This window comes from Burkholderia sp. WP42 (genome assembly GCF_000745665.1).
In the GTDB taxonomy this organism is placed as follows: Bacteria; Pseudomonadota; Gammaproteobacteria; order Burkholderiales; family Burkholderiaceae; genus Burkholderia; species Burkholderia vietnamiensis.
Window position 1 is genome coordinate 147,684 of sequence record NZ_JQJT01000006.1, and the last position, 20,340, is coordinate 168,023.

The 20,340-nt window shown below is 69.2% G+C and carries 20 protein-coding genes; 11 read left to right on the top strand and 9 right to left on the bottom strand.

The genetic code is table 11. The features are described from left to right. Positions 1–6: 6 nt before the first annotated feature. Entirely contained in the window at positions 7–1,398 is a 1,392-nt protein-coding gene (locus EX20_RS02910; RefSeq protein WP_034192634.1) for a CoA transferase, read from the bottom strand. 138 nt (positions 1,399–1,536) lie between these two features. On the opposite strand from EX20_RS02910, the gene EX20_RS02915 reads away from it, so the two are divergent. Beyond that, positions 1,537–2,769 carry a citrate/2-methylcitrate synthase gene (locus tag EX20_RS02915; RefSeq protein ID WP_034192635.1) on the top strand — a complete coding sequence of 411 codons (1,233 nt, stop codon included), beginning with the start codon at positions 1,537–1,539 and terminating at the stop codon, positions 2,767–2,769. Here the strand turns inward: EX20_RS02915 and EX20_RS02920 are convergent. Then, on the bottom strand, positions 2,742–3,065 hold the full coding sequence (locus EX20_RS02920; RefSeq protein ID WP_014723505.1) for a DUF2917 domain-containing protein: 324 nt from the start codon (positions 3,063–3,065) through the stop codon (positions 2,742–2,744). The two genes, EX20_RS02915 and EX20_RS02920, sit on opposite strands and share 28 nt — an antisense overlap. A gap of 211 nt (positions 3,066–3,276) precedes the next feature. Between EX20_RS02920 and mdtD the strand changes: the two genes are divergently transcribed. Beyond that, positions 3,277–4,716 carry a multidrug transporter subunit MdtD gene (gene mdtD, locus EX20_RS02925; protein ID WP_011885793.1) on the top strand — a complete coding sequence of 480 codons (1,440 nt, stop codon included), beginning with the start codon at positions 3,277–3,279 and terminating at the stop codon, positions 4,714–4,716. Positions 4,717–4,938: 222 nt separating this feature from the next. Beyond that, entirely contained in the window at positions 4,939–6,213 is a 1,275-nt protein-coding gene (locus EX20_RS02930; protein ID WP_011885794.1) for an EAL domain-containing protein, read from the top strand. Between the two features lie 15 nt (positions 6,214–6,228). Here the strand turns inward: EX20_RS02930 and EX20_RS02935 are convergent, their stop codons facing one another. Together EX20_RS02935 and EX20_RS02940 are read right to left on the bottom strand one after the other, a co-directional pair. Then, positions 6,229–6,831 carry a class I SAM-dependent methyltransferase gene (locus EX20_RS02935; protein ID WP_034192636.1) on the bottom strand — a complete coding sequence of 201 codons (603 nt, stop codon included), beginning with the start codon at positions 6,829–6,831 and terminating at the stop codon, positions 6,229–6,231. A 123-nt stretch (positions 6,832–6,954) separates the two neighbouring features. Continuing rightward, the gene (locus EX20_RS02940) at positions 6,955–7,479 is read right to left on the bottom strand and encodes an Mpo1 family 2-hydroxy fatty acid dioxygenase (RefSeq protein WP_034192637.1); all 525 of its coding nucleotides are present in this window, start codon (positions 7,477–7,479) and stop codon (positions 6,955–6,957) included. Positions 7,480–7,560: 81 nt separating this feature from the next. On the opposite strand from EX20_RS02940, the gene EX20_RS02945 reads away from it, so the two are divergent. Further along, positions 7,561–8,268: a Crp/Fnr family transcriptional regulator gene (locus EX20_RS02945; protein WP_011885797.1), complete on the top strand. Its 708-nt coding sequence runs from the start codon at positions 7,561–7,563 to the stop codon at positions 8,266–8,268. 126 nt (positions 8,269–8,394) lie between these two features. After that, the gene (gene chrA, locus EX20_RS02950) at positions 8,395–9,612 is read left to right on the top strand and encodes a chromate efflux transporter (RefSeq protein WP_034192638.1); all 1,218 of its coding nucleotides are present in this window, start codon (positions 8,395–8,397) and stop codon (positions 9,610–9,612) included. A 118-nt stretch (positions 9,613–9,730) separates the two neighbouring features. Here chrA and sodB read toward each other — a convergent pair whose 3' ends face one another. Continuing rightward, on the bottom strand, positions 9,731–10,309 hold the full coding sequence (sodB, locus tag EX20_RS02955) for a superoxide dismutase [Fe] (RefSeq protein WP_014723511.1): 579 nt from the start codon (positions 10,307–10,309) through the stop codon (positions 9,731–9,733). Between the two features lie 229 nt (positions 10,310–10,538). Beyond that, positions 10,539–11,921, bottom strand: coding sequence for an exodeoxyribonuclease VII large subunit (gene xseA, locus EX20_RS02960; RefSeq protein ID WP_034192709.1), 1,383 nt, complete (start codon positions 11,919–11,921; stop codon positions 10,539–10,541). A gap of 450 nt (positions 11,922–12,371) precedes the next feature. On the opposite strand from xseA, the gene lpxK reads away from it, so the two are divergent. From lpxK to adk, 4 genes are all read left to right on the top strand, one after another. Next, positions 12,372–13,400: a tetraacyldisaccharide 4'-kinase gene (gene lpxK, locus EX20_RS02965; RefSeq protein ID WP_011885810.1), complete on the top strand. Its 1,029-nt coding sequence runs from the start codon at positions 12,372–12,374 to the stop codon at positions 13,398–13,400. Continuing rightward, complete coding sequence (locus EX20_RS02970; protein WP_006750935.1) at positions 13,381–13,584, top strand: Trm112 family protein; 204 nt, start codon at positions 13,381–13,383, stop codon at positions 13,582–13,584. The genes lpxK and EX20_RS02970 overlap by 20 nt, the downstream gene beginning before the upstream one ends. 111 nt (positions 13,585–13,695) lie before the next feature. Beyond that, the gene (gene kdsB / locus EX20_RS02975) at positions 13,696–14,487 is read left to right on the top strand and encodes a 3-deoxy-manno-octulosonate cytidylyltransferase (protein WP_014723514.1); all 792 of its coding nucleotides are present in this window, start codon (positions 13,696–13,698) and stop codon (positions 14,485–14,487) included. Between the two features lie 207 nt (positions 14,488–14,694). Then, entirely contained in the window at positions 14,695–15,357 is a 663-nt protein-coding gene (gene adk, locus EX20_RS02980; protein WP_034192639.1) for an adenylate kinase, read from the top strand. A 150-nt stretch (positions 15,358–15,507) separates the two neighbouring features. On the opposite strand, the gene EX20_RS02985 is transcribed toward adk, so the two are convergent. Continuing rightward, the gene (locus tag EX20_RS02985; RefSeq protein ID WP_011885813.1) at positions 15,508–16,350 is read right to left on the bottom strand and encodes a SirB1 family protein; all 843 of its coding nucleotides are present in this window, start codon (positions 16,348–16,350) and stop codon (positions 15,508–15,510) included. Between the two features lie 8 nt (positions 16,351–16,358). Then, on the bottom strand, positions 16,359–17,954 hold the full coding sequence (gene murJ / locus EX20_RS02990; RefSeq protein ID WP_308010270.1) for a murein biosynthesis integral membrane protein MurJ: 1,596 nt from the start codon (positions 17,952–17,954) through the stop codon (positions 16,359–16,361). A gap of 259 nt (positions 17,955–18,213) precedes the next feature. Between murJ and rpsT the strand changes: the two genes are divergently transcribed. Beyond that, on the top strand, positions 18,214–18,486 hold the full coding sequence (gene rpsT / locus EX20_RS02995; RefSeq protein WP_006482211.1) for a 30S ribosomal protein S20: 273 nt from the start codon (positions 18,214–18,216) through the stop codon (positions 18,484–18,486). Positions 18,487–18,626: 140 nt separating this feature from the next. Here rpsT and EX20_RS03000 read toward each other — a convergent pair whose 3' ends face one another. Continuing rightward, positions 18,627–18,947, bottom strand: coding sequence for a DUF3579 domain-containing protein (locus EX20_RS03000; protein WP_011885815.1), 321 nt, complete (start codon positions 18,945–18,947; stop codon positions 18,627–18,629). A 414-nt stretch (positions 18,948–19,361) separates the two neighbouring features. On the opposite strand from EX20_RS03000, the gene argF reads away from it, so the two are divergent. Next, on the top strand, positions 19,362–20,291 hold the full coding sequence (argF, locus tag EX20_RS03005; protein WP_011885816.1) for an ornithine carbamoyltransferase: 930 nt from the start codon (positions 19,362–19,364) through the stop codon (positions 20,289–20,291). The last annotated feature ends 49 nt before the right edge of the window (positions 20,292–20,340 follow it).

The window sequence follows — 20,340 nt, forward strand, 5'->3', positions numbered from 1 at the left end:
CTTGGCTCACAGCCAGCGCGCGTCGTCGCTGCCGAGCGGCACCGGCGGTTGCGTGAAGCGCGGCGGCGTCGCCGACAGGCGTTCGGCCGGACGCACGGCATCGATCGTGCCGAACGGCGACGCCATCCGCTCCAGCCGGTCGCGCACGTCGTCCGGCGCGAACTCCGGCGCTTGCAGGCCGTCGGGCACGACACCGAACGATTGCAGCCAGCGCCCCGTCTGCGCGAGCGATACGCGCACGTGCCAACTGCCGCCTTGCGTCGCACGCCGCGCGAGCGCGATCATCGCGCCGAACGCCGCGAGATAACCCGTCGCATGGTCGAGCGCCTGGCACGGCAGATGGCGCGGGCTCGCCGCACCGGCCGCGTGCTGCTCCTGCCACGCGATGCCGCTCGCCGACTGCACGAGGCTGTCGAAGCCGCGCCGCTTCGACCACGGCCCCGCATGCCCGTACGCGGACACCGACACGCAGACGATACCCGGCCGTCGCTGCGCGAGCGCCTCGGGCGCGAAGCCGCATGCCGCGAGCGCGCCCGGGCGGTACGACTGCACGAACACGTCCGCGTCGCGCGCCAGCGCATGCAGCGCGGCGGCGCCTGCGGCGTCGCGCAGGTCGATCCACGTCGAGCGCTTGCCGCGGCCGTTGTCGATCACGAGCGACGCGATGTTCGGCAGGTGCGGGCCGTTGACGAGCAGCGTCTGCGCCCCGTGCGATGCGAGCGTGCGGCCGGCGACCGGCCCCGCGATGATGCGCGTGAGGTCCAGCACGCGTACGCCGGCGAGCGGCCGGTCCGGCTCGCCGCGGCCGATCGCCTCGACCGGCGCGTCGCCGATCCGCTCGATCTCGAACAACGGCAGCGCCGCAAGCGCGCGCGCCTGCTCGTGCGTGGCCCATTCGTCTGCGCTCCTGATCAAGGCCGCGCACAGGCCGGCCTCGGCCAGCGCGGTATCGAGCGCCGCGCCGTCCCAGGTGCGAATCGCCGCGGCGACGTCATCGGGCTGCGGGCCGCAGCCCAGCACGTCGAGAATCCCGTGCAGATGGTGCGGGAAGTTCGCGTGCAACTGGATCCAGCGCGCATCGCGCGTCGCATAGAAGCCGGTGACCGGATGGCGCGGCTCCGGCGGCGGCCCGCCGTCGACGCGCAGATAGCGCTCGCTGCGGAACGCGACGAGCGCGTCGCGCAGCGACACGTCGACACGCTGCGCGACGCCCGTGCGCAGCCGATGACATTCGGCGGCCGCGAGCCCCGCCGCCGCGATCGTCGCCGCGGCCAGCGTGCCGACGTGGAAGGTGGACGGCAACGTCGGGTCCTGCCCGGTCACGGTCACGCGAGCCAGTGCGTCGGGCTCGCCGTGTGCGAGTTGCCACAAACGGGTCAATGCGAGTTCGGGTGTCATCGTGCAAGTGCGCCGTTGGGAAAACGGAATCGAGTCTAGAATTCGCGACGGACGCGATCAATCTTGATTGCGCAAATCAACGCATAACGAATAGTTGTAGCCGGGCCGCGCTTCATGCGCACCGACAGGAGTGATCGAATGAGGTCTCTCAGCGCGCCGCAAGCCGCGGACATTCTCGGCGTCAGCATCAGCACGCTCTATGCGTACGTGAGCCGCGGCCTGCTGCGCTCGCTGCCGGACGGCGCGAGCAAGCGCCGCCGCTACGATGCGGACGAAGTGCGTCTGCTCGCACGCCGCCGCGCCGATGCGAAGCGCGCGGGCGGCGTCGCCGAGCGCTCGCTCGACTGGGGTGTGCCCGTGCTCGAATCGAGGATCACGCAGATCGCCGATGGCCGCCTCTACTATCGTGGCATCGATGCGCTCACGCTCGCCCACGACGCGACGCTCGAAGAAGCGGCCGCGCGGCTATGGGATTGCGCGCCGGCGCGGCTTGCCGCTGCGTCGCTCGCGTCGACCGGTTTCGACGCCGCGCAATGGCGCGACTGGGCGCGCCGCTGGGCGCATCTCGCGCCGCTCGAGCGCACGCTGGTGCTGCTGCCGGCCGCGGCCGCATCGCTGCCCGGCCGGTGGGCGCCAGGATGCGACGCGCAACTCGACACCGCCGCGCTGCTGCTGCGCGTGACGGCCGCGGCGCTGGCCGGCGTCGCGCCGCGCGACGCGCCCGTGCATCGGCAGCTCGCCGCCGCGTGGGGCATCCGGCGGCGCGCCGACGCCGATCTGCTGCGCCGTGCGCTCGTGCTGTGCGCCGACCACGAGCTGAACCCGTCGACCTTCGCGGTGCGCTGCATCGCGTCGACGGGCACCCATCTGTTCGGCGCGATCGCGGGCGGGCTCGCCGCACTGTCGGGCCCGCGGCACGGCGGCGAGACGTTGCGCGCCGGTGCGCTGCTCGACGAAGCGGCGCACGCCGCCGACCTCGATCGCTACCTCGCGCAGCGGCTCGCGCGCGACGAGCGCAGCGAGGGCGCGCGCACGGCGCTGGCCGGCTTCGCGCATCCGCTCTATCCCGACGGCGATCCGCGCGCACGCGCGCTGCTCGATGCGCTTTGCGCGACGCAGCCCGAACGGCAGCCGCTGCGCGCAGCGGGCGCGCTGGCCGCTCGCGTCGAGGCGGCGACCGGCCTGCGGCCGACGATCGATTTCGCGCTCGCGGTGCTGGAGCGCACGCTCGCGCTGCCCGCAGGCGCCGGCTTCACGCTGTTCGCGGCCGGCCGCACGGCCGGCTGGATCGCGCATGCGATCGAACAGTATGCGGACGGCAAGCTGATCCGGCCGCGTGCGCGTTACGTCGGCAGCGACGCGCCGGGCTGACCCACGCGGCCGCGCGCAGCGTCGAGCCAGCGCCACGTGAGCGGCACGGCCTGACGAGCGCGCGCGGCCTGCGGACCGAACGCGAACACCGCACCGCCGGCCGCCGCGCTGACCCACACGCGCATGCCGGGCAGCAGCGCCAGCGATTCGCCGGCGTGCAGCCAGTAATCGGCCGGGCGGCCCTCGATCGTCACCCACAGGTCGCCGTCGGCGACGTGCAGGTCGGTGCGATCGACGATGCGCCACCGCGCGGCCGGTTCGTTGCCGTCCATTTCGTAGAGTCGCAGTTCGCGCATGGTCGCCTCCGGTCCGCGTGGTTTCGATGGCTCCAGTATTCCGGACCCGGGCACGACGCCGACAGATACGCCTGCGGACAGTTTCGGCTGAACTGTACCGGCGCGCCGGCGCACGAGCGTCCGTTCGACGCTGCTGCAGCGGCTGCCCCGTTCTGCGGGGTGCGGCGGCTTTCCCTACAATGGCGGCTGTCCCGCACCATCGGTCCACTCCATGTTCCAGCGCCCGCCCGCCGCCGCTCCCGGCGAAAAGAACCTCACCGTGATGCTCTGGCTCGTTGCAACGGGCTTCTTCATGCAGACGCTCGATGCGACGATCGTCAACACGGCGCTGCCGTCGATGGCCGTGAGCCTCGGCGAATCGCCGCTGCGGATGCAGTCGGTCGTGATCGCGTATTCGCTGACGATGGCCGTGATGATCCCCGTGTCGGGCTGGCTCGCCGACACGTTCGGCACGCGCCGCGTGTTCTTCAGCGCGATCCTCGTGTTCTCGCTCGGTTCGCTGCTGTGTGCGAACGCGCATACGCTGTCGCAACTCGTCGTGTTCCGCGTCGTGCAGGGCGTGGGCGGCGCGATGCTGTTGCCGGTCGGGCGGCTCGCGGTGCTGCGCACCTTTCCGGCCGAGCGCTATCTGCCCGCGCTGTCGTTCGTCGCGATTCCGGGGTTGATCGGCCCGCTGATCGGCCCGACGCTCGGCGGCTGGCTCGTGAAGATCGCGTCGTGGCACTGGATCTTCCTGATCAACGTGCCGGTCGGCATCGCCGGCTGCGTCGCGACGTTCTACTCGATGCCCGATTCGCGCAATCCGGCCGTCGGCCGCTTCGACCTGAAGGGCTATCTGCTGCTGACGATCGGGATGGTCGCGATCTCGCTGTCGCTCGACGGCCTCGCCGATCTCGGCATGCAGCACGCGGCGGTGCTCGTGCTGCTGATCCTGAGCCTCGCGTGCTTCGTCGCGTACGGGCTCTACGCGGTGCGCGCGCCGCAGCCGATCTTCTCGCTCGAGCTGTTCCGGATCCACACGTTCAGCGTCGGCCTGCTCGGCAACCTGTTCGCGCGCATCGGCAGCGGCGCGATGCCGTACCTGATCCCGCTGCTGCTGCAGGTGAGCCTCGGCTATTCCGCGTTCGAGGCCGGGCTGATGATGCTGCCGGTCGCCGCCGCGGGCATGTTCTCGAAGCCCATCATCACGCAGCTGATCACCCGGCACGGCTACCGCAAGGTGCTGCTGGTGAACACGATCATGGTCGGCGTGATGATGGCGAGCTTCGCGCTGATGCGCGACACGGTGCCGGTCTGGGTGAAGGTCGTCCACCTCGCGCTGTTCGGCGGCTTCAACTCGATGCAGTTCACCGCGATGAACACGCTGACGCTGAAGGATCTCGGCACCGGCGGCGCCAGCAGCGGCAACAGCCTGTTCTCGCTCGTGCAGATGCTGTCGATGAGCCTCGGCGTCACGGTCGCGGGCGCGTTGCTCGCCACCTTCACCGGGATGCTGCGCACGGTGACGCCGAGCAACACGCTGCCGGCGTTTCACGCGACCTTCGTCTGCGTCGGGATCATCACCGCGGCGTCCGCGTGGATCTTCGCGCAGCTCGCGCCGGAAATCCGCGGCCGCGCGCCGCACAAGACCGATCCGTCCGAACGCGCATGATGCGCGCCCACGGGCGCCGATCATGCGCCGACGATCGCCACGGCACGCCCGCGATCGCCACGACGGCGCGTGGCGCACCATGTCGGTGCAGCGCCGCCGCATCGGGCCGCAGCAAAGGACGGCAGACGGTCGCGGCGGGCCGCTGCACGGGGCGCAATGCCGTGCATGCTTCTTGCTGACCTATTCTGTAGGTAAACTGGCAGTCTTCCTCCGGCCGACATCATGAGCATGATCGACATCGATCCCCCCGGCTTTCAGCCGCCCCGCCCCGTTGCCGGCGACGACGGCAAGCGCCGCACCGTGCTGTACGGCGCCTACACCGTATTCAGCGTGTTCCAGCCGGTCTTCTCGGTGTCGCATCGCCGCGCGATCGGCTATCACGCGTCGCTGCGCGCGCACGACGAGGAAGGCCGGCAGGTCGCGTCGCACGAGGTGTTCACGCAGGCGGCGCGGCGCGGCGATCTGCTCGAACTCGGCCGTCTCGCCGAATCACTGCACCTCGGTAACTTTCACGCGTTCGACAGTCACGACGAATGGCTCTTCCTGAGCCTGCATCCGGCCGCGCTGATGGACACCATCTACGGCGACGCGCTGCTCGCGAACCTGAAGGCGCTCGGGCTGCCGCCGCATCGCGTGGTGCTCGAGGTGCCCGAGCAGGCCGGCGGCGAGACGCCGCGCTACGCGGCGATCGTCGACGGGCTGCGCAAGGCCGGCTTCCTGATCGCGCTCGGCGGCTTCGGCGCGAAGCATTCGAACATCGACCGCGTGTGGCACCTGCATCCGGACATCGTCACGCTCGACCGCGGCATCCTCGCGCAGGCGAGCGAACACTCGCATCTGGAACGCGTGCTGCCGGGGCTCGTGTCGCTGCTGCACGAATCCGGGCAGCTCGTGCTGATGGGCGGGCTCGCGACCGAGCGCGACGCGCTGATCGCGCTCGAGTGCGACGTCGATTTCGTGCAGGGACAATACTTCGCCGGTCCGAGTGTCGACCCGGTGCAGCCGCAGGCCGCAGCCGGCTGCATGGATACGCTGTCGGCCGCGTTGCGGCTGCGCGTCGCGCAGCGCGAGCGCACGCAGGCCGAACGGCTCGCGCCGTACGTCGCCGCGCTCGAGGAAGCGAGCCGCAAGCTCGCCGCGGGCGAACCGCTGATCGACGCGGCCGGCTGCGTGCTCGGGCTGGCCGAGACCGCGCGCTGCTTCCTGCTCGACGCATCGGGCCGCCAGATCGGCGACAACGTGCTCGCACGCGGCAGCGTTTCGCAGCGCGCGAAACGCTTCCGGCCGCTGCTGCATTCTGAAGGTGCGAGCTGGGAACGCCGGCCGTACTTCATCGAAGCGATGCGCGCGCCGGGCCGCGTACATCTGACGGCGCCGTACCTGTCGATCAACGAGGCGCACCTGTGCGTGACGGCGTCGATCGCCGCGCCGGCCGCGCAGGGCATGCAGGTGCTCTGCGTCGACATCAACTGGGAAGCGGCGCTCACCCGCGCATGAACGCGCGGGCCGCGCTCATGCCGTGGCCGTGCGGCGCGCGATCAGCCGGTGCACGCGCTTGCCTGACGACGCACTGACCACTTCGTGCTCGTCGAGCACGTCCATGCCGGCGCCGAGCGCGGCACGCATGCGCGCCGCATCGAGCGGCGTATAGAGCCGGCCGCGATCGTCGCGCAGCGCGCCGTTGCCGGCGACTCGCCAGCTCAGATACAGCGTGCCGCCCGGCATCAGCAATGTGGCCAGCCGCGCAACCGCCGCGGCCGCATCGGCATGCTCGAGGTGCATCACCACCGTCTCGCACAGCACGTTGCGAAACGCGCCGGACGGCACGCCGTCGAGCGCCGGCAGCGCGGCGAGCTCGAACGTCAGCGACGGATGCGACGCGCGCGCCTCGGCGAGCAGCGCGGCGCTCGCGTCGTAGCCGCGCACGTCGTATCCCTGCGACGCGAGCCACGCGGCGTCGCGCCCGACGCCGCAGCCGACGTCGGCCGTCGGCCCCGGCGTGAAATACTGCTCGAGCAGCGCATACATGTCGTCTGGCGCGGCCTGGTCGAGCCAGTCCTGCGCGTATTGCGCGGCATGCGTGTCGTACGCATCCAGAGTCGGGCGATCCACCATGGCGATTGCTCCACGTAAGCGTCGGATGACGCACCCAGCATCTTAGCCGCTGCGCCGCGCGCACGATACGCGGCCGCAGCAGCGGCCGGCGCCGCCCTTACGCCCTTGCCGCGCGGGCGACGCTCACACGTGCGAATGCGCGCCGCCGCGCAGCGGCCCGGCGCGCCGCTCGACTTCGCGGCGCAGGTCGCCGCGCAGGCCGGCGAAAAACGCCACTTCGGCGACGACGAACAGCGGCCCGACCGCCAGCCCGATCAGATCGTCGACGAACGCGGGCTTGCGTCCCTCGAACCAATGACCGACGAACTGCACGATCCAGCCGACCACGAACGCGCCGATGCCGATGCCGAGCCAGCGCGCCGTCGGCAACAGCGCGACGGTGTGCGCCGCCCACAGGCCGACGGCGAGCAGCGCGGTCATCGCGAGCCCGAAGCGCAGATCCAGGCGCAGGTAGAACGCCGCGAACGCGGTCGCGAACAGCAGCGCCGGCGACCCCGCGACGCCGGCCAGCGTGCCGAGCAGCGGCCGCGACAGCAGCACTTCGACCGCGAACACGATCAGCGGAATGCCGACCAGATGGGTCGCGATGTTGCGCACGTCGCGGTGGTAGGCCGCATACTGGGACAGGTAGTCTTCGAGGGTCTTCATCGCGTCTCCTGAACGGTCATCGAGCGCTATGATGCGCGTCACGCCCGAGAACCTCTGTCAGCTATCCGACATCGCGCCGCCATGACCTCGTCGCTCGCCCCGTACCTGCCGCAACTCGAAGCGCACCCGTGGTTCGCCGCGCTGCCGCCGGCGTTGCGCGCGGCGCTGCTCGAGCGCGCCGCGCTGCGCCGCCTGCCGGCCGGCCATCCGCTGTTCCGGCGCGGCGATCCGCCGTGCGGGCTGTATGCGGTGCTGAGCGGCTCCATCACGATAGGCGCCGTCGACGCGCACGGCAAGGAAGCGCTGCTGACGGTTGCCGAGCCCGTCACGTGGTTCGGCGAAATCGCGCTGTTCGACGGCCTGGCGCGCACCCACGATGCAGCCGCGCTCGACGACACGCTGCTGCTGCACGTGCCGCAGCCAGCGCTGCTCGCGATCCTCGACGCGACGCCGCAATACTGGCGGGAGTTCGCGCTGCTGATGGCGCAAAAGCTGCGGCTGAGCTTCGTGTCGGTCGAATCGCTGAGCATGATGACGGCCGCGCAGCGGCTGGCGGCGCGCCTCGCGATGATCGCGGACGGCTACGGCGGAGTCAGCGTCGGCCGCACGCGGGTCCGGCTGTCGCAGGAGAAGCTGGCGGCAATGCTGTCGCTGACGCGGCAGACCACCAACCAGCTGCTGAAGGCGCTGGAAGCGGACGGCGCGGTGCGGCTGCACGTCGGCGAAATCGAAATCGTCGACCTCGACGCGCTGCGGCGCGCCAGCGGACTGCCCGACGACATGCCGTGACGGCGGCTGCGGCCGCGTGCGTGACGCCGCCGCGCTATCGTGGCGACGCATTTCCGTCGTCATGGCATCGCACTATCCCGCTATCGTGGCGACGCCTCCCCTCTCACCTCTTGCCCGAATCCACTCTTGAACCACGACACCTCGACCGTCACCGCTGCACCGCGCCACGCATGGCCCGTGTTCGTCGCGTTCCTGCGGCTTGGGCTCACGTCGTTCGGCGGTCCCGTCGCGCATCTCGGCTACTTCCGCGAGGCGTTCGTCACGCGGCGCGGCTGGCTCAGCGAGCGCGCGTATGCGGATCTCGTCGGCTTGTGCCAGTTCCTGCCGGGCCCGGCGAGCAGCCAGGTCGGGATGGCCATCGGGCTGTCGCGCGCCGGCTATGCCGGGATGTTCGCCGCGTGGCTCGGCTTCACGCTGCCGTCCGCGCTCGCGATGACGCTGGTCGCGCTCGGCATGCACGCGGCCGGCATGCCGGTCGCGACCGGCGCGCTGCACGGGCTGCGGATCGTGTCGGTCGCGGTGATCGCGCAGGCGGTGTGGGGCATGGCGCGCACGCTGTGCCCGGATGCGCGCCGCGTCACCCTGATGGCGCTCGCCGCGTGCGTCGCGCTGTTCGCGCCGGCCGCATGGCTGCAGGTCGTCGTGATCGCGGCGGCCGGCGCGGCCGGCCTCGTGCTACTGCCGCAGCCCGAGCGCGGCGCGCACGAGCCGTTGCCGCTGCACGTCTCGCACCGCGCGGGCGCGTTGTGGCTCGTGCTGTTCGCCGCACTGCTCGTCGCGCTGCCGCTCGCGGCCGATGCGCTCCATTCGCACGCGCTCGCGGTGGTCGACGCGTTCTTCCGCACCGGTGCGCTGGTGTTCGGCGGCGGCCACGTGGTGCTGCCGCTGCTGCAGGCCGCCGTCGTCGCGCCGGGCTGGGTCGGCGATTCGGCGTTTCTGGCCGGCTACGGTGTCGCGCAGGCGGTGCCGGGGCCGCTGTTCACGTTCGCGGCGTTCCTCGGCGCGGCGCTGCGCGATGCGCCGAACGGCTGGCTCGGCGCAACGCTCGCGCTCGTGTCGATCTTCGCGCCGTCGTTCCTGCTGGTCGCGGGCACCACGCCGTTCTGGGAACGCCTGCGCCGCAGCACGCGCATGCAGGCGGCGCTCGCGGGCGTCAATGCGGCGGTGGTCGGGTTGCTGCTCGCCGCGCTGTATCAGCCGGTATGGCGCGAGACGATCGTGTCGTCGCGCGATTTCGCGGCCGCGCTCGTCGCGTTCATTGCGCTGGTGTTCTGGCGCGTGCCGCCGTGGGCCGTCGTGATCGCGAGCGCGGCGCTCGGCTGGGCGGCGACGACGTTGATCTGATCCCGCGCCGCGTGAGGCGCAGCGCGACGGAAAACGAAAAAGCCCTCGAAGCGTTCCGTTTCGAGGGCTTTTAGCTGGAGCGCACGGCGCGCCGTGACGGCGCGCGGCACCCGCGGACTTACGCGAAGTTCTTCGCTGCGAAGTCCCAGTTCACGATGTTCCAGAACGCTTCGACGAACTTCGGACGTGCGTTGCGGTAGTCGATGTAGTACGCGTGTTCCCACACGTCGATCGTCAGCAGCGGCTTGTCGGCCGTCGTCAGCGGCGTCGCGGCGTTGCTCGTCGACACGATGTCGAGCGAACCGTCGGCCTTCTTCACGAGCCATGCCCAGCCCGAACCGAACGTGCCGACCGCAGCCTTCGTGAAGGCTTCCTTGAATGCGTCGTACGAACCCCACTTCGCGTTGATCGCGTCGCCCAGCGCGCCCGACGGTGCGCCGCCGCCGTTCGGCGACAGGCTGTTCCAGAAGAACGTGTGGTTCCAGATTTGCGCGGCGTTGTTGAAGATGCCGCCCGACGACTTCTTCACGATCTCTTCCAGCGGCAGGTTTTCGAATTCCGTGCCCGGGATCAGATTGTTCAGGTTCGTGACGTATGCCTGGTGATGCTTGCCGTAGTGGTACTCGATCGTCTCTTTCGAGATGGTCGGCGCGAGTGCGTCTTCTGCGTACGGGAGCGGCGGGAGCGTATGAGCCATGGCAATTCCTTCGTTGAGTATGTAGGGGGGCTGTGTTGAATGCTGCCGAGCGTCCGATTGTAGGCGAGTCCGAATATCCCCGCAAACTCACGGGTATTCGTCCGCGGTATGCGGAAAATCGGCGCTGGCGCTGCATCCGGCGGATATCGGCCGAGTCGATGGCGCGCGCAGTATCCGTTCCTGCCGCGCACGCGTGCGCACGACGTGCGCAGCGCAGCCGCCGCGGCGGTCAGATCGTATCGGTGAGCCGCGGCTGCACGTCGGCGAGCGACACGTCGGCGGAGCCTTCGGCGAGATGCACGGTCAGGCGCCGCTGCGGCTTCAGCGCGCTCGGCGAGCGCACCGCACGGCCCGTCTGCGCGTCGATCAGCGCCGCGTAGCCGCGCTCGAGCGTGCGTTGCGGGCTCAGCACCTCGAGCCGCGCCGCGCATGCCGCCACGCGCGCGCTGTCGCGCTCGTGGCGGCGCTGCAGCGCGACCGCGAGACGCTGCGACAAACCGGCGAGCACGTGACGCGCCTGCGCCGGATCGGGACGCGCGCGTTGCCAGCGCAGCTGCGCGAGCGCGAAGCGCGCACGCGCGTCGCGCACCGGGCGCGACGCCGCCGACGCGAGCCGCGCGGCCAGTTGGTCGACGTGGGCGCGTTGCCGCTGCAGCCGCTCGGCCGGGCTGACGAGCCGGCGCGCGAGCCAGTCGAGCTGCTGCGCGCGCTGCTCGAGCCCGCGCGCGACGCAGCGCGCGAGCGCACGTTGCCGCTCGCTCAACTCTCGCAGCAACAACGCGCGCTGCGGACTCGCGAGCTCGGCCGCGCCGGTCGGCGTCGGCGCGCGCACGTCGGCCGCGAAGTCCGCGATCGTGAAATCGGTTTCGTGGCCCACGCCGCAGACGACCGGCAGCTCGCTCGCCGCGATCGCCCGCGCGAGCGCTTCGTCGTTGAACGACCACAGATCCTCGATCGATCCGCCGCCGCGACACACGAGCAGCACGTCCACCTCGTGCCGCGCGTTCGCGGTCTGCACGGCCGCGACGAGCTTCTCGGCGGCGCCCGCGCCCTGCACGGGCGCCGGGTAGACGATCACCGGCAGATGCGGCGCGCGGCGCGCGAGCGTGGTCAACACGTCGCGCAGCGCGGCCGCCTGCAGCGACGTGACGATGCCGATCGCGCGCGGATGCACGGGCAACGGCCGCTTGCGCTCGGGCGCGAACAGCCCCTCGGCCTCGAGCTGCGCCTTCAGGCGCAGGAACGCCTCGTACAGGCGCCCCTGTCCGGTGCGCCGCACGGCCTCGACGTTGAGCTGCACCTCGCCGCGCGGCTCGTACATCGTGACGACCGCGCGCACCTCGATGCGATCGCCCTCGCGCGGCGTGAATTCCGCATACTGCGCCCGGCCGCGAAACATCACGCAGCGCATCTGCGCCTGCTGGTCCTTGATCGAGAAATACCAGTGCCCGCTCGCGGCGCGCGTGAAGTTCGACACTTCGCCCGCGATCCACAGCAGCGGAAACGAGCGCTCGAGCATCGTCGAAATCGCCCGGTTGAGCGCCGAAACGGGGATCACTTCGTCGCCGCCGCGCGAGGCGCCGGGTGCGGAAAAAGGGGTATCGGAAGGCATGAGCGGTCGGATGAATGCTGGCGGCGACACGATAGTCCGACGCGCGCGCCGCGTCCAGCGCCGACCGTCCGCGGCGCGCCGCTGAAAATGTTTCCACATTCCGACAATCGTCCGGCAAAACCATTTGAAAAGCCCGGAAAAAGCCAGACGATTCTTCGCAACGCATTGATTTTTATATATTTTTAAACCTTTCAAGGCGATTCGGAGTCGATTCGATGTCCGTCCGACGGGCATTCGGCGGGAGCGGACGGGGAGTTCTTCACAGAGTTGTCCACAGGCCACCTCGATCCGGCCCCACCAGCGGCGTCGGCCGGCGGCGCTTGCCGCGTGCGCCTGCGGCGCGCTAGAGTGCCGCCTTCCGAAGACCTAGCGGCATCCGCCGCCCAACGGAGCATCCGTGTTGACGAATCCGTTCCACGCCGCGGCGCACGACACGCCGCGCCCGGCCCGATGAGCGCCCGCGGCGGCCCGCTCGCGCGGCTCGAAGCGCGCATCACGCGCGAATGGCAGCGCCGCGGCGCGCTCGCGTGGGCGCTCACGCCGTTCGCGTGCGTATTCGGCCTGTGCGCGGCGCTGCGCCGGACCGCGTACACGCAGGGCTGGAAGCAGCCGGTCGACGTCGGCGTGCCGGTCGTCGTGGTCGGCAACGTGACCGTCGGCGGCACCGGCAAGACGCCGACCGTGATCGCGCTCGTCGATGCCCTGCGCGCGGCCGGCTTCACGCCGGGCGTCGTATCGCGCGGCTACGGCGCGAACGTGCAGGCGCCGACCGCCGTCACCGCCGCGTCGCGCGCGAGCGCGGCCGGCGACGAGCCGTTGCTGATCGCCCGCCGCACCGGCGCGCCCGTGTGGGTGTGCCCCGACCGCGTGGCGGCCGCGCAGGCGCTGCGCGCCGCGCATCCGGAGGTCGACGTGATCGTCAGCGACGACGGGCTGCAGCACTACCGTCTCGCCCGCACGGTCGAACTGGTCGTGTTCGACCACCGGCTCGGCGGCAACGGCTTCCTGCTGCCGGCCGGGCCGTTGCGCGAGCCGCTGTCGCGCCATCGCGACGCGACGCTCGTCAACGATCCGTACAGCGGCGCGCTGCCGCCGTGGCCCGACACCTACGCGCTCGCGCTCACGCCGGGCGCCGCATGGCATCTCGACCAGCCGACGCTGCGCCGTCCGCTGTCGCAGTTCGCGAACGAGCGCGTGCTCGCCGCGGCCGGCATCGGCGCGCCCGAGCGCTTCTTCGCGACGCTGCGCGCGGCCGGCCTCGCGCCGGCGACGCGCGCGCTGCCCGACCATTACGCGTTCGCCGACAATCCGTTCGTCGACGACGCCGTCGACGCGATCCTGATCACCGAGAAGGATGCAGTAAAATTGGGCGCTTCCTGGCGCGACGCTCGGCTGTGGGTCGTCCCCGTCGAAGCCGCGCTCGATCCTCGCCTCATTGCCCTCGTTGTGGAGAAACTCCGTGGACGCTCGCCTGCTTGAAATTCTTGTGTGCCCTATCTGCAAAGGCCCGCTCCACTATGACCGTGCCGCGCAGGAGCTGATCTGCAACGCGGACAAGCTCGCCTACCCGATCCGCGACGGCATCCCCGTGATGCTCGTCGACGAGGCGCGCCAGACCGTCGAAGGCACGCCGGTCGATCCGGCCGGCCCCGCCGGCAGCTGAACGCCGCTACGGCGCACGACCGCGGCCCTCCGCGGTCGTACGCGCCGAACCCTGCCGGGCCACCCGCATTCGACGCGCCGCCCGCCCCGCTCTTCTCTTCGCCCCGTTCCGATGACTCATCCGCAGCCCTTCATCGCCGTCATTCCTGCCCGGCTCGCGTCGACGCGCCTGCCGAACAAGCCGCTCGCCGACGTCGGCGGCAAGCCGATGGTCGTGCGCGTCGCCGAGCGGGCCCGCGAAGCCGGCGCCCAGCAGGTGCTCGTCGCGTCCGACACGCAGGCCGTCCTCGACGCCGCGCGCGATCACGGTTTCGACGCGGTGCTCACGCGCGCCGACCATCCGTCCGGCACCGATCGGCTCGCGGAAGTCGCGGCGACGTTCGGATGGCGTGACGACACGGTCGTCGTCAACGTGCAGGGCGACGAACCGCTGATCGACCCGACGCTGGTGCGCGACGTAGCGTCGCACCTGGCCGCGCATCCGGACTGCGCGATCGCGACCGCCGCGCATCCGATCCACGATGCGGCCGACGTGTTCAACCCGAACGTCGTGAAAGTCGCGCTCGACGCGCGCAGCGTCGCGATGTACTTCTCGCGCGCGCCGATTCCGTGGAGCCGCGACGCATACCAGCCGCACTGGCCCGACGTCGCGGCGATGCCCGCACCGGCCTTTCCGGTGTATCGGCACATCGGTCTCTACGCGTATCGCGCGCGCTTTCTGCGCACCTATCCGTCGCTCGCGCAGGCGCCGATCGAGCAGGCCGAGCAGCTCGAACAGCTGCGCGCGATGTGGCACGGCGAACGCATCGCGGTGCTGATTACCGAGCGCGCACCCGAAGCCGGCGTCGATACGCCGGCCGATCTCGCACGCGTGCAGGCCCTTTTTCGGCCGAGTTCAAAATAACCCGTGGCATAATCAGGCGATTGTGCGAGCCGTCCGCGACCCGCGCGTCCTCGCTTGACCCCGCCGCGGCCCGTGCCGGCAGCCGCGCGTCGCCATCGCCGACGCGCCGCGTCAGACCGGTCCGCCGCGCGCCAGGCAAGCCCCGCGCACGTTATCGCCGACGCTTGAGCGTCTCGCCACACGAATCTACATACCGGAGATATCACCATGCGTTTGATCCTGTTGGGCGCGCCCGGCGCGGGAAAGGGCACCCAGGCAAACTTCATCAAGGAAAAATTCGGCATCCCGCAAATCTCGACGGGTGACATGCTGCGTGCGGCCGTCAAGGCCGGCTCGCCGCTCGGCGTCGAGGCGAAGGGCTACATGGATGCCGGCAAGCTCGTCCCCGACGCGCTGATCATCGGCCTCGTGAAGGAACGCCTGAAGGAATCCGATTGCGCCAACGGCTACCTGTTCGACGGCTTCCCGCGCACGATCGCGCAGGCCGACGCGATGAAGGAAGCCGGCGTCGCGATCGACTACGTGCTCGAAATCGACGTGCCGTTCTCGGAAATCGTCGAGCGCATGAGCGGTCGTCGCACGCACCCGGCATCGGGCCGCACCTACCACGTGAAGTTCAATCCGCCGAAGGTCGAAGGCCAGGACGACGTGACGGGCGAGCCGCTGATCCAGCGCGACGACGACAAGGAAGAAACCGTCAAGAAGCGCCTCGAAGTGTACGAAGCGCAGACCAAGCCGCTGATCACGTATTACGGCGACTGGGCGCAGCGCGGCGAGGAGAACGGCCTGAAGGCGCCGCAGTATCGGAAGATCTCGGGCCTCGGCAGCGTCGAGGAGATCCGCGAGCGTGCGTTCGACGCGCTGAAGTAAGCAGCACGATCGGCCGTGAGCCGCAAGCCGCCCCGTCGGGGCGGCTTTTTTTTCGACCGTGGCGGCCAGCATCGGGCCGCGATGCGCGGCGTGCCGCGTTCGGCGTTGTGCGCGCTACCGTTCTACGCAGCCGAGCGGGCGCGTGCAGCGTCAGTCTTCGCCGTCGCGCTGCATGCGCTGCCGCAGCTCGCTCACCTGCGATTCGACGACGGTCGCGTCGTCGGCATCGGGCCGTTCGCCGAGATACTGCTCGAGATCCTCGAGCGCCGGGCGCAGGTAATCGAGCCGCGCATACGCGAAGCCGCGGTCGCGCACCTCGTCGAGCTGTTCGGGCAGCAGGATCACGAGCCGCTGCTGCACCGCGAGCAGCCGCTGCCAGCGTTCGGTCTGCAGATAGATCGTCTTCAGGTTGCGCAGCATGCGCGCGATGATCTCGCGGCTCGTCGCCGGCTGCAGCAGCGCGCGCAACGCGCTGTCGACCGCGCCCGCCGCCCGCGCGACGTACGGCTCCAGCATCTCGACCATTTCGGCTTCCGACAGCGAATGGCCATTGGTCGGATCGATGATCAGGTCGCCGTCCGGCAGCGTCACGCGCAGCAGGAAATGGCCGGGAAACGATACGCCGCGCGCCGGCACGCCGATTTGCTCGGCGAGCTCGAGATACAGCACCGAAAGCGAGATCGGAATCCCGCGGCGGCGTTTCAGCACCGCGTTCAGGTGGCTGTTATCGGGGTCGTAATAATCGTTGTGATTGCACGCAAAGCCGAGCTCGCGAAAGAAGAACTCGTTGAGCGCGGCGACGCGGTCCTTCAGCCCCGTATCGTCGGTGAGCCGACGGCGCAGCCGCGCGGCGAGCATGTCGATCTCGGCCAGCGTGCCTTGCAGGTCGAGGTCCGGATACGCGTCCTGGGCGAGCGACAGCGCGGCTTCCGTGACGGGCAGACTGTCGTCGTCCGCCACGAGCGTGCTGAAGTAATCAAGGACGCGGGTCATTGCGGTGGTCACTTGGCGCGCCTTTTGAAGTAAGCGTATTTGAAGCCCATCACCCACAACATACCGAAATATAGTGCAGCGAACAGCACGAGGCACGCGGCCATCAGCGCGATGCGATCGAGCGGCTGCGCGCGCATGCCGGTCCAGTCGAAATTGATCGCGCACCAGTGCATCAGGCCCGCGAGCACGAGCGCGGCGCCCGTCAGCTGCACGAAGAAACGCAGCCAGCCCGGCGACGGCTGATAGATGCCGCGCTTGCGCAGGCCGAAAAACAGCAGCAGCGAATTCAGGCACGCGCCGACGCCGATGCTCAGCGTCAGACCCGCATGGCCGATCAGCGGCACGAACACGTAGTTCGAGATCTGCGTGACGATCAGCACGATGATCGCGATCTTCACCGGCGTCTTGATGTCCTGCTTCGCGTAGAAGCCCGGCGCGAGGATCTTGATCAGGATGATGCCGACGAGGCCGATCCCGTAGGTCGCAAGCGCGCGCGACACCATCGTGACCGTGTGCGCGTCGAACTTGCCGTAGTTGAACAGCGTCGCGGTGAGCGGCGTCGCGAAGAAGAACAGCGCGAGCGCGCTCGGCGCGGCGAGCAGGAACGTGACGCGCAGCCCCCAGTCGAGCAGCGCGGAATATTCGTGCGTATCGGCATCGACGTGCGCCTTCGACAGGCTCGGCAGCAGGATCGTGCCGAGCGCGACGCCGAGCAGCGCGGTCGGGAACTCCATCAGCCGGTCCGCGTAGTTGATCCACGACACCGCGCCCTGCCCGAGCCGCGATGCGATGTTGGTGTTGATGATCAGCGACAGCTGCGCGACCGACACGGCGAAGGTGGCGGGCACCATCTTCGCCAGCACGCGCTTCACGCCGCGGTGACGCAGCGCACGCACCGGGTTGAGACCGATCAGCGGCACCATGTCGATCTTCTTCAGGCCCGGCAGCTGCACGATGAACTGCAGCACGCCGCCCGCGATCACTGCCCACGCGAGCGCGAACACCGGCACCTTCAGGTGCGGCGCGACGAACAGCGCCGCCGCGATGAACGCGACGTTCAGCAGCACCGGCGCGAACGCGGGCAGCGAAAAGCTCTTGTAGGTGTTCAGCACGCCGGACGCGAGCGTCGTCAGCGAAATGAACACGATGTACGGGAACATGATCCGCGTCATCGTGACCGCGAGCGGGAACGCCTGCCCGTCGGCGTGCAGGCCGGACGCGACCGCGAACACGACCCACGACGCGCCGGCGATGCCGAGCACCGACAGCGCGGCGAGCGCCCACGCGAGCACGGTCGACATCGCGTCGACGAGCGCCTTGGTCGCGTCGTGCCCCTGCTGGTTCTTGAACTCGGCGAGGATCGGCACGAACGCCTGCGAGAACGCACCTTCGGCGGACAGGCGGCGCAGCAGGTTCGGAATGCGGAACGCGACGTAGAACGCGTCGGTGTATTGACTGGCGCCGAACGCACGGGCGATCAGCGTCTCGCGGGCCAGTCCGGTCACGCGCGACAGCAGCGTGAAGCCGCTGACCGTCAGCAGGGCTCGGAATAGATTCATGGGGCGCTTATTATACGGGGCTTGTGTGTGCCGGCACGGACGGATGCGGAAAAGCGCATGCCGCGCCCGGCCTCTCTCGGGCGGCAGTCACTTCCGGCTTGCCACGCACTTGATTTTGTTGCTATAATCGCCGGTTTCTGAGCCTGTTACATGCACGGCGCCTGTCGTTTTCATGTCTCGGCCTCGGTTAAAATCACCGTTTTTTTATGCGCCCCTGGGCAATCGTTCTCAGGGGACGGATCGAAAAGCAGCGCTTGGCCGTCAGGCTCCAAGCTCTGGAAACAGGACAGGATAAGGAACCGTCATGGCTAACTCCGCACAAGCACGCAAGCGCGCCCGCCAGGCCGCGAAGGCAAATTCGCACAACTCGGCGCTGCGCTCGAAATTCCGCACCGCGATCAAGTCGGTTCGCAAGGCTGTTGAAGCCGGCGACCAGGCAAAGGCTGCCGAGCTGTTCAAGGCTGCCGTGAAGACGATCGACACGATCGCCGACAAGAAGATCGTTCACAAGAACAAGGCCGCTCGCAGCAAGAGCCGCCTCGCCGCAGCCGTCAAGGGCCTGCAGGCAGCAGCGTAAATCCGGTGTGCCCGCTTCGGCGGGCGCCCTGTTTCCTGCGATCGTGAAAAAGCCCGCCTAGGCGGGCTTTTTTGCTGTGCGCGCGCCGCGCGCGTCGGGCCGCATGGGCACCACGCGCAAGCAGGCGTCGCGCGCCTCGCTCACTTCTTGTCGTTGTAGTCCGGCAATTCGCAGGCTTCGGTCACGACGAGGTTGTTGTCCTTCGCGAAGTTGAGCACGAAATCGAATGCCATCGGCTCGATGTCGCGCAGCCGCGAATCGAGAATCACGCATTTCAGATCGCCGAGCATCGTCGGGCGCACGTACAGCGAATACTTCAGCCGTGCATTCGGTCCGCTTGCACCGGGCCCGAAACAGGCCATCACGCCGGCCAGACGCTCCGACCAGTCGCTCGGGCGAAACTTTTTCCCGTCTTTCGTGATGCCCTGGATGAAGAATTCGGTCGGAGGGGTTTCAGCCATGTGGTTACCCAAGTGACGGCCCGGCAATGCCCAGGCGACGCTGCCTGGAGATGCGAACACGAGCTGGAGTGGACGGCGGCGCAGATGCTCCGACATCCCGAAAAGAAGCCGTCGCGCCATGCCGCCAGCGCGCCGCACCGGATTTGTGCAGCGCACCCGCTTGTGTCCGGCAGTACGCGAAGAGGCTTGTCTGCCGGGCTGGAGAAAACTTTTGAATTATACCGCAGCGCGCCATCGCGCGTCGTGCCGAGCCCCACTGCCCGACTCGCGGCCCGTGCGCGCGACGATCGCTCCCCGCTTTTCGCCACGGCTCGTCAAAGCACGGAAAATCCATTATGCTGCTTTGAGTTATCCACATCCGACGGCGGCGCCGTCCGGCTCCGCTGCCGGGTGAGACCCGCCGTATTTCGTTTCATGACCGCCAAAACCATTCGTCACTACCTGCAGTTCAAGGATTTCTCGCTGGAAGACTACGAGTACGTGCTCGAACGCACGGGTATCCTGAAGCGCAAGTTCAAGAACTACGAGACCTACCATCCGCTGCACGATCGCACGCTCGCGATGATCTTCGAGAAGAGCTCGACGCGCACGCGGCTGTCGTTCGAAGCCGGCATCTTCCAGCTCGGCGGCCACGCGGTGTTCATGAGCACGCGCGACACGCAGCTCGGCCGCGGCGAGCCGGTCGAGGATTCCGCGCAGGTGATCTCGCGGATGGTCGACATCATCATGATCCGCACGTTCGAGCAGGACGTGATCACGCGCTTCGCGCAAAACTCGCGCGTGCCGGTGATCAACGGTCTGACCAACGAATACCATCCGTGTCAGGTCCTCGCCGACATCTTCACGTACTACGAACACCGCGGCCCGATCGCCGGCAAGACGGTCGCGTGGGTCGGCGATGCGAACAACATGCTGTACACGTGGATCGAAGCCGCGCAGATTCTCGGCTTCAAGCTGCGCCTGTCGACGCCGCCGGGCTATGCGCTCGACATGAAGCTCGTGTCGCCCGACAGCGCGCCGTTCTACGAAGTGTTCGACGATCCGAACGAAGCGTGCAAGGGCGCCGATCTCGTGACGACCGACGTGTGGACGAGCATGGGCTTCGAAGCGGAGAACGAAGCGCGCAAGCAGGCGTTCGCCGACTGGTGCGTCGACGAGGAAATGATGGGCTACGCGAACGCGGACGCGCTGTTCATGCACTGCCTGCCCGCGCACCGCGGCGAGGAAGTGACGGCCGGCGTGATCGACGGGCCGCAGAGCGTCGTGTGGGACGAGGCGGAAAACCGCCTGCACGTGCAGAAGGCGCTGATGGAGTTCCTGCTGCTGGGCCGCCTCAAGCACTGAACGCAGCCGCCGCATCGCCGCGCAATGCGGCACGTGCGAACGAAGAAGC

What these genes read in the sequence shown, in the direction of transcription:
- EX20_RS02910 (WP_034192634.1), bottom strand. Translation starts at nt 1,398, where the DNA reads ATGACACCCGAACTCGCATTGACCCGTTTGTGGCAACTCGCACACGGC.
- EX20_RS02915 (WP_034192635.1), top strand. Translation starts at nt 1,537, where the DNA reads ATGAGGTCTCTCAGCGCGCCGCAAGCCGCGGACATTCTCGGCGTCAGC.
- EX20_RS02920 (WP_014723505.1), bottom strand. Translation starts at nt 3,065, where the DNA reads ATGCGCGAACTGCGACTCTACGAAATGGACGGCAACGAACCGGCCGCG.
- mdtD (WP_011885793.1), top strand. Translation starts at nt 3,277, where the DNA reads ATGTTCCAGCGCCCGCCCGCCGCCGCTCCCGGCGAAAAGAACCTCACC.
- EX20_RS02930 (WP_011885794.1), top strand. Translation starts at nt 4,939, where the DNA reads ATGAGCATGATCGACATCGATCCCCCCGGCTTTCAGCCGCCCCGCCCC.
- EX20_RS02935 (WP_034192636.1), bottom strand. Translation starts at nt 6,831, where the DNA reads ATGGTGGATCGCCCGACTCTGGATGCGTACGACACGCATGCCGCGCAA.
- EX20_RS02940 (WP_034192637.1), bottom strand. Translation starts at nt 7,479, where the DNA reads ATGAAGACCCTCGAAGACTACCTGTCCCAGTATGCGGCCTACCACCGC.
- EX20_RS02945 (WP_011885797.1), top strand. Translation starts at nt 7,561, where the DNA reads ATGACCTCGTCGCTCGCCCCGTACCTGCCGCAACTCGAAGCGCACCCG.
- sodB (WP_014723511.1), bottom strand. Translation starts at nt 10,309, where the DNA reads ATGGCTCATACGCTCCCGCCGCTCCCGTACGCAGAAGACGCACTCGCG.
- xseA (WP_034192709.1), bottom strand. Translation starts at nt 11,921, where the DNA reads ATGCCTTCCGATACCCCTTTTTCCGCACCCGGCGCCTCGCGCGGCGGC.
- lpxK (WP_011885810.1), top strand. Translation starts at nt 12,372, where the DNA reads ATGAGCGCCCGCGGCGGCCCGCTCGCGCGGCTCGAAGCGCGCATCACG.
- kdsB (WP_014723514.1), top strand. Translation starts at nt 13,696, where the DNA reads ATGACTCATCCGCAGCCCTTCATCGCCGTCATTCCTGCCCGGCTCGCG.
- adk (WP_034192639.1), top strand. Translation starts at nt 14,695, where the DNA reads ATGCGTTTGATCCTGTTGGGCGCGCCCGGCGCGGGAAAGGGCACCCAG.
- EX20_RS02985 (WP_011885813.1), bottom strand. Translation starts at nt 16,350, where the DNA reads ATGACCCGCGTCCTTGATTACTTCAGCACGCTCGTGGCGGACGACGAC.
- rpsT (WP_006482211.1), top strand. Translation starts at nt 18,214, where the DNA reads ATGGCTAACTCCGCACAAGCACGCAAGCGCGCCCGCCAGGCCGCGAAG.
- EX20_RS03000 (WP_011885815.1), bottom strand. Translation starts at nt 18,947, where the DNA reads ATGGCTGAAACCCCTCCGACCGAATTCTTCATCCAGGGCATCACGAAA.
- argF (WP_011885816.1), top strand. Translation starts at nt 19,362, where the DNA reads ATGACCGCCAAAACCATTCGTCACTACCTGCAGTTCAAGGATTTCTCG.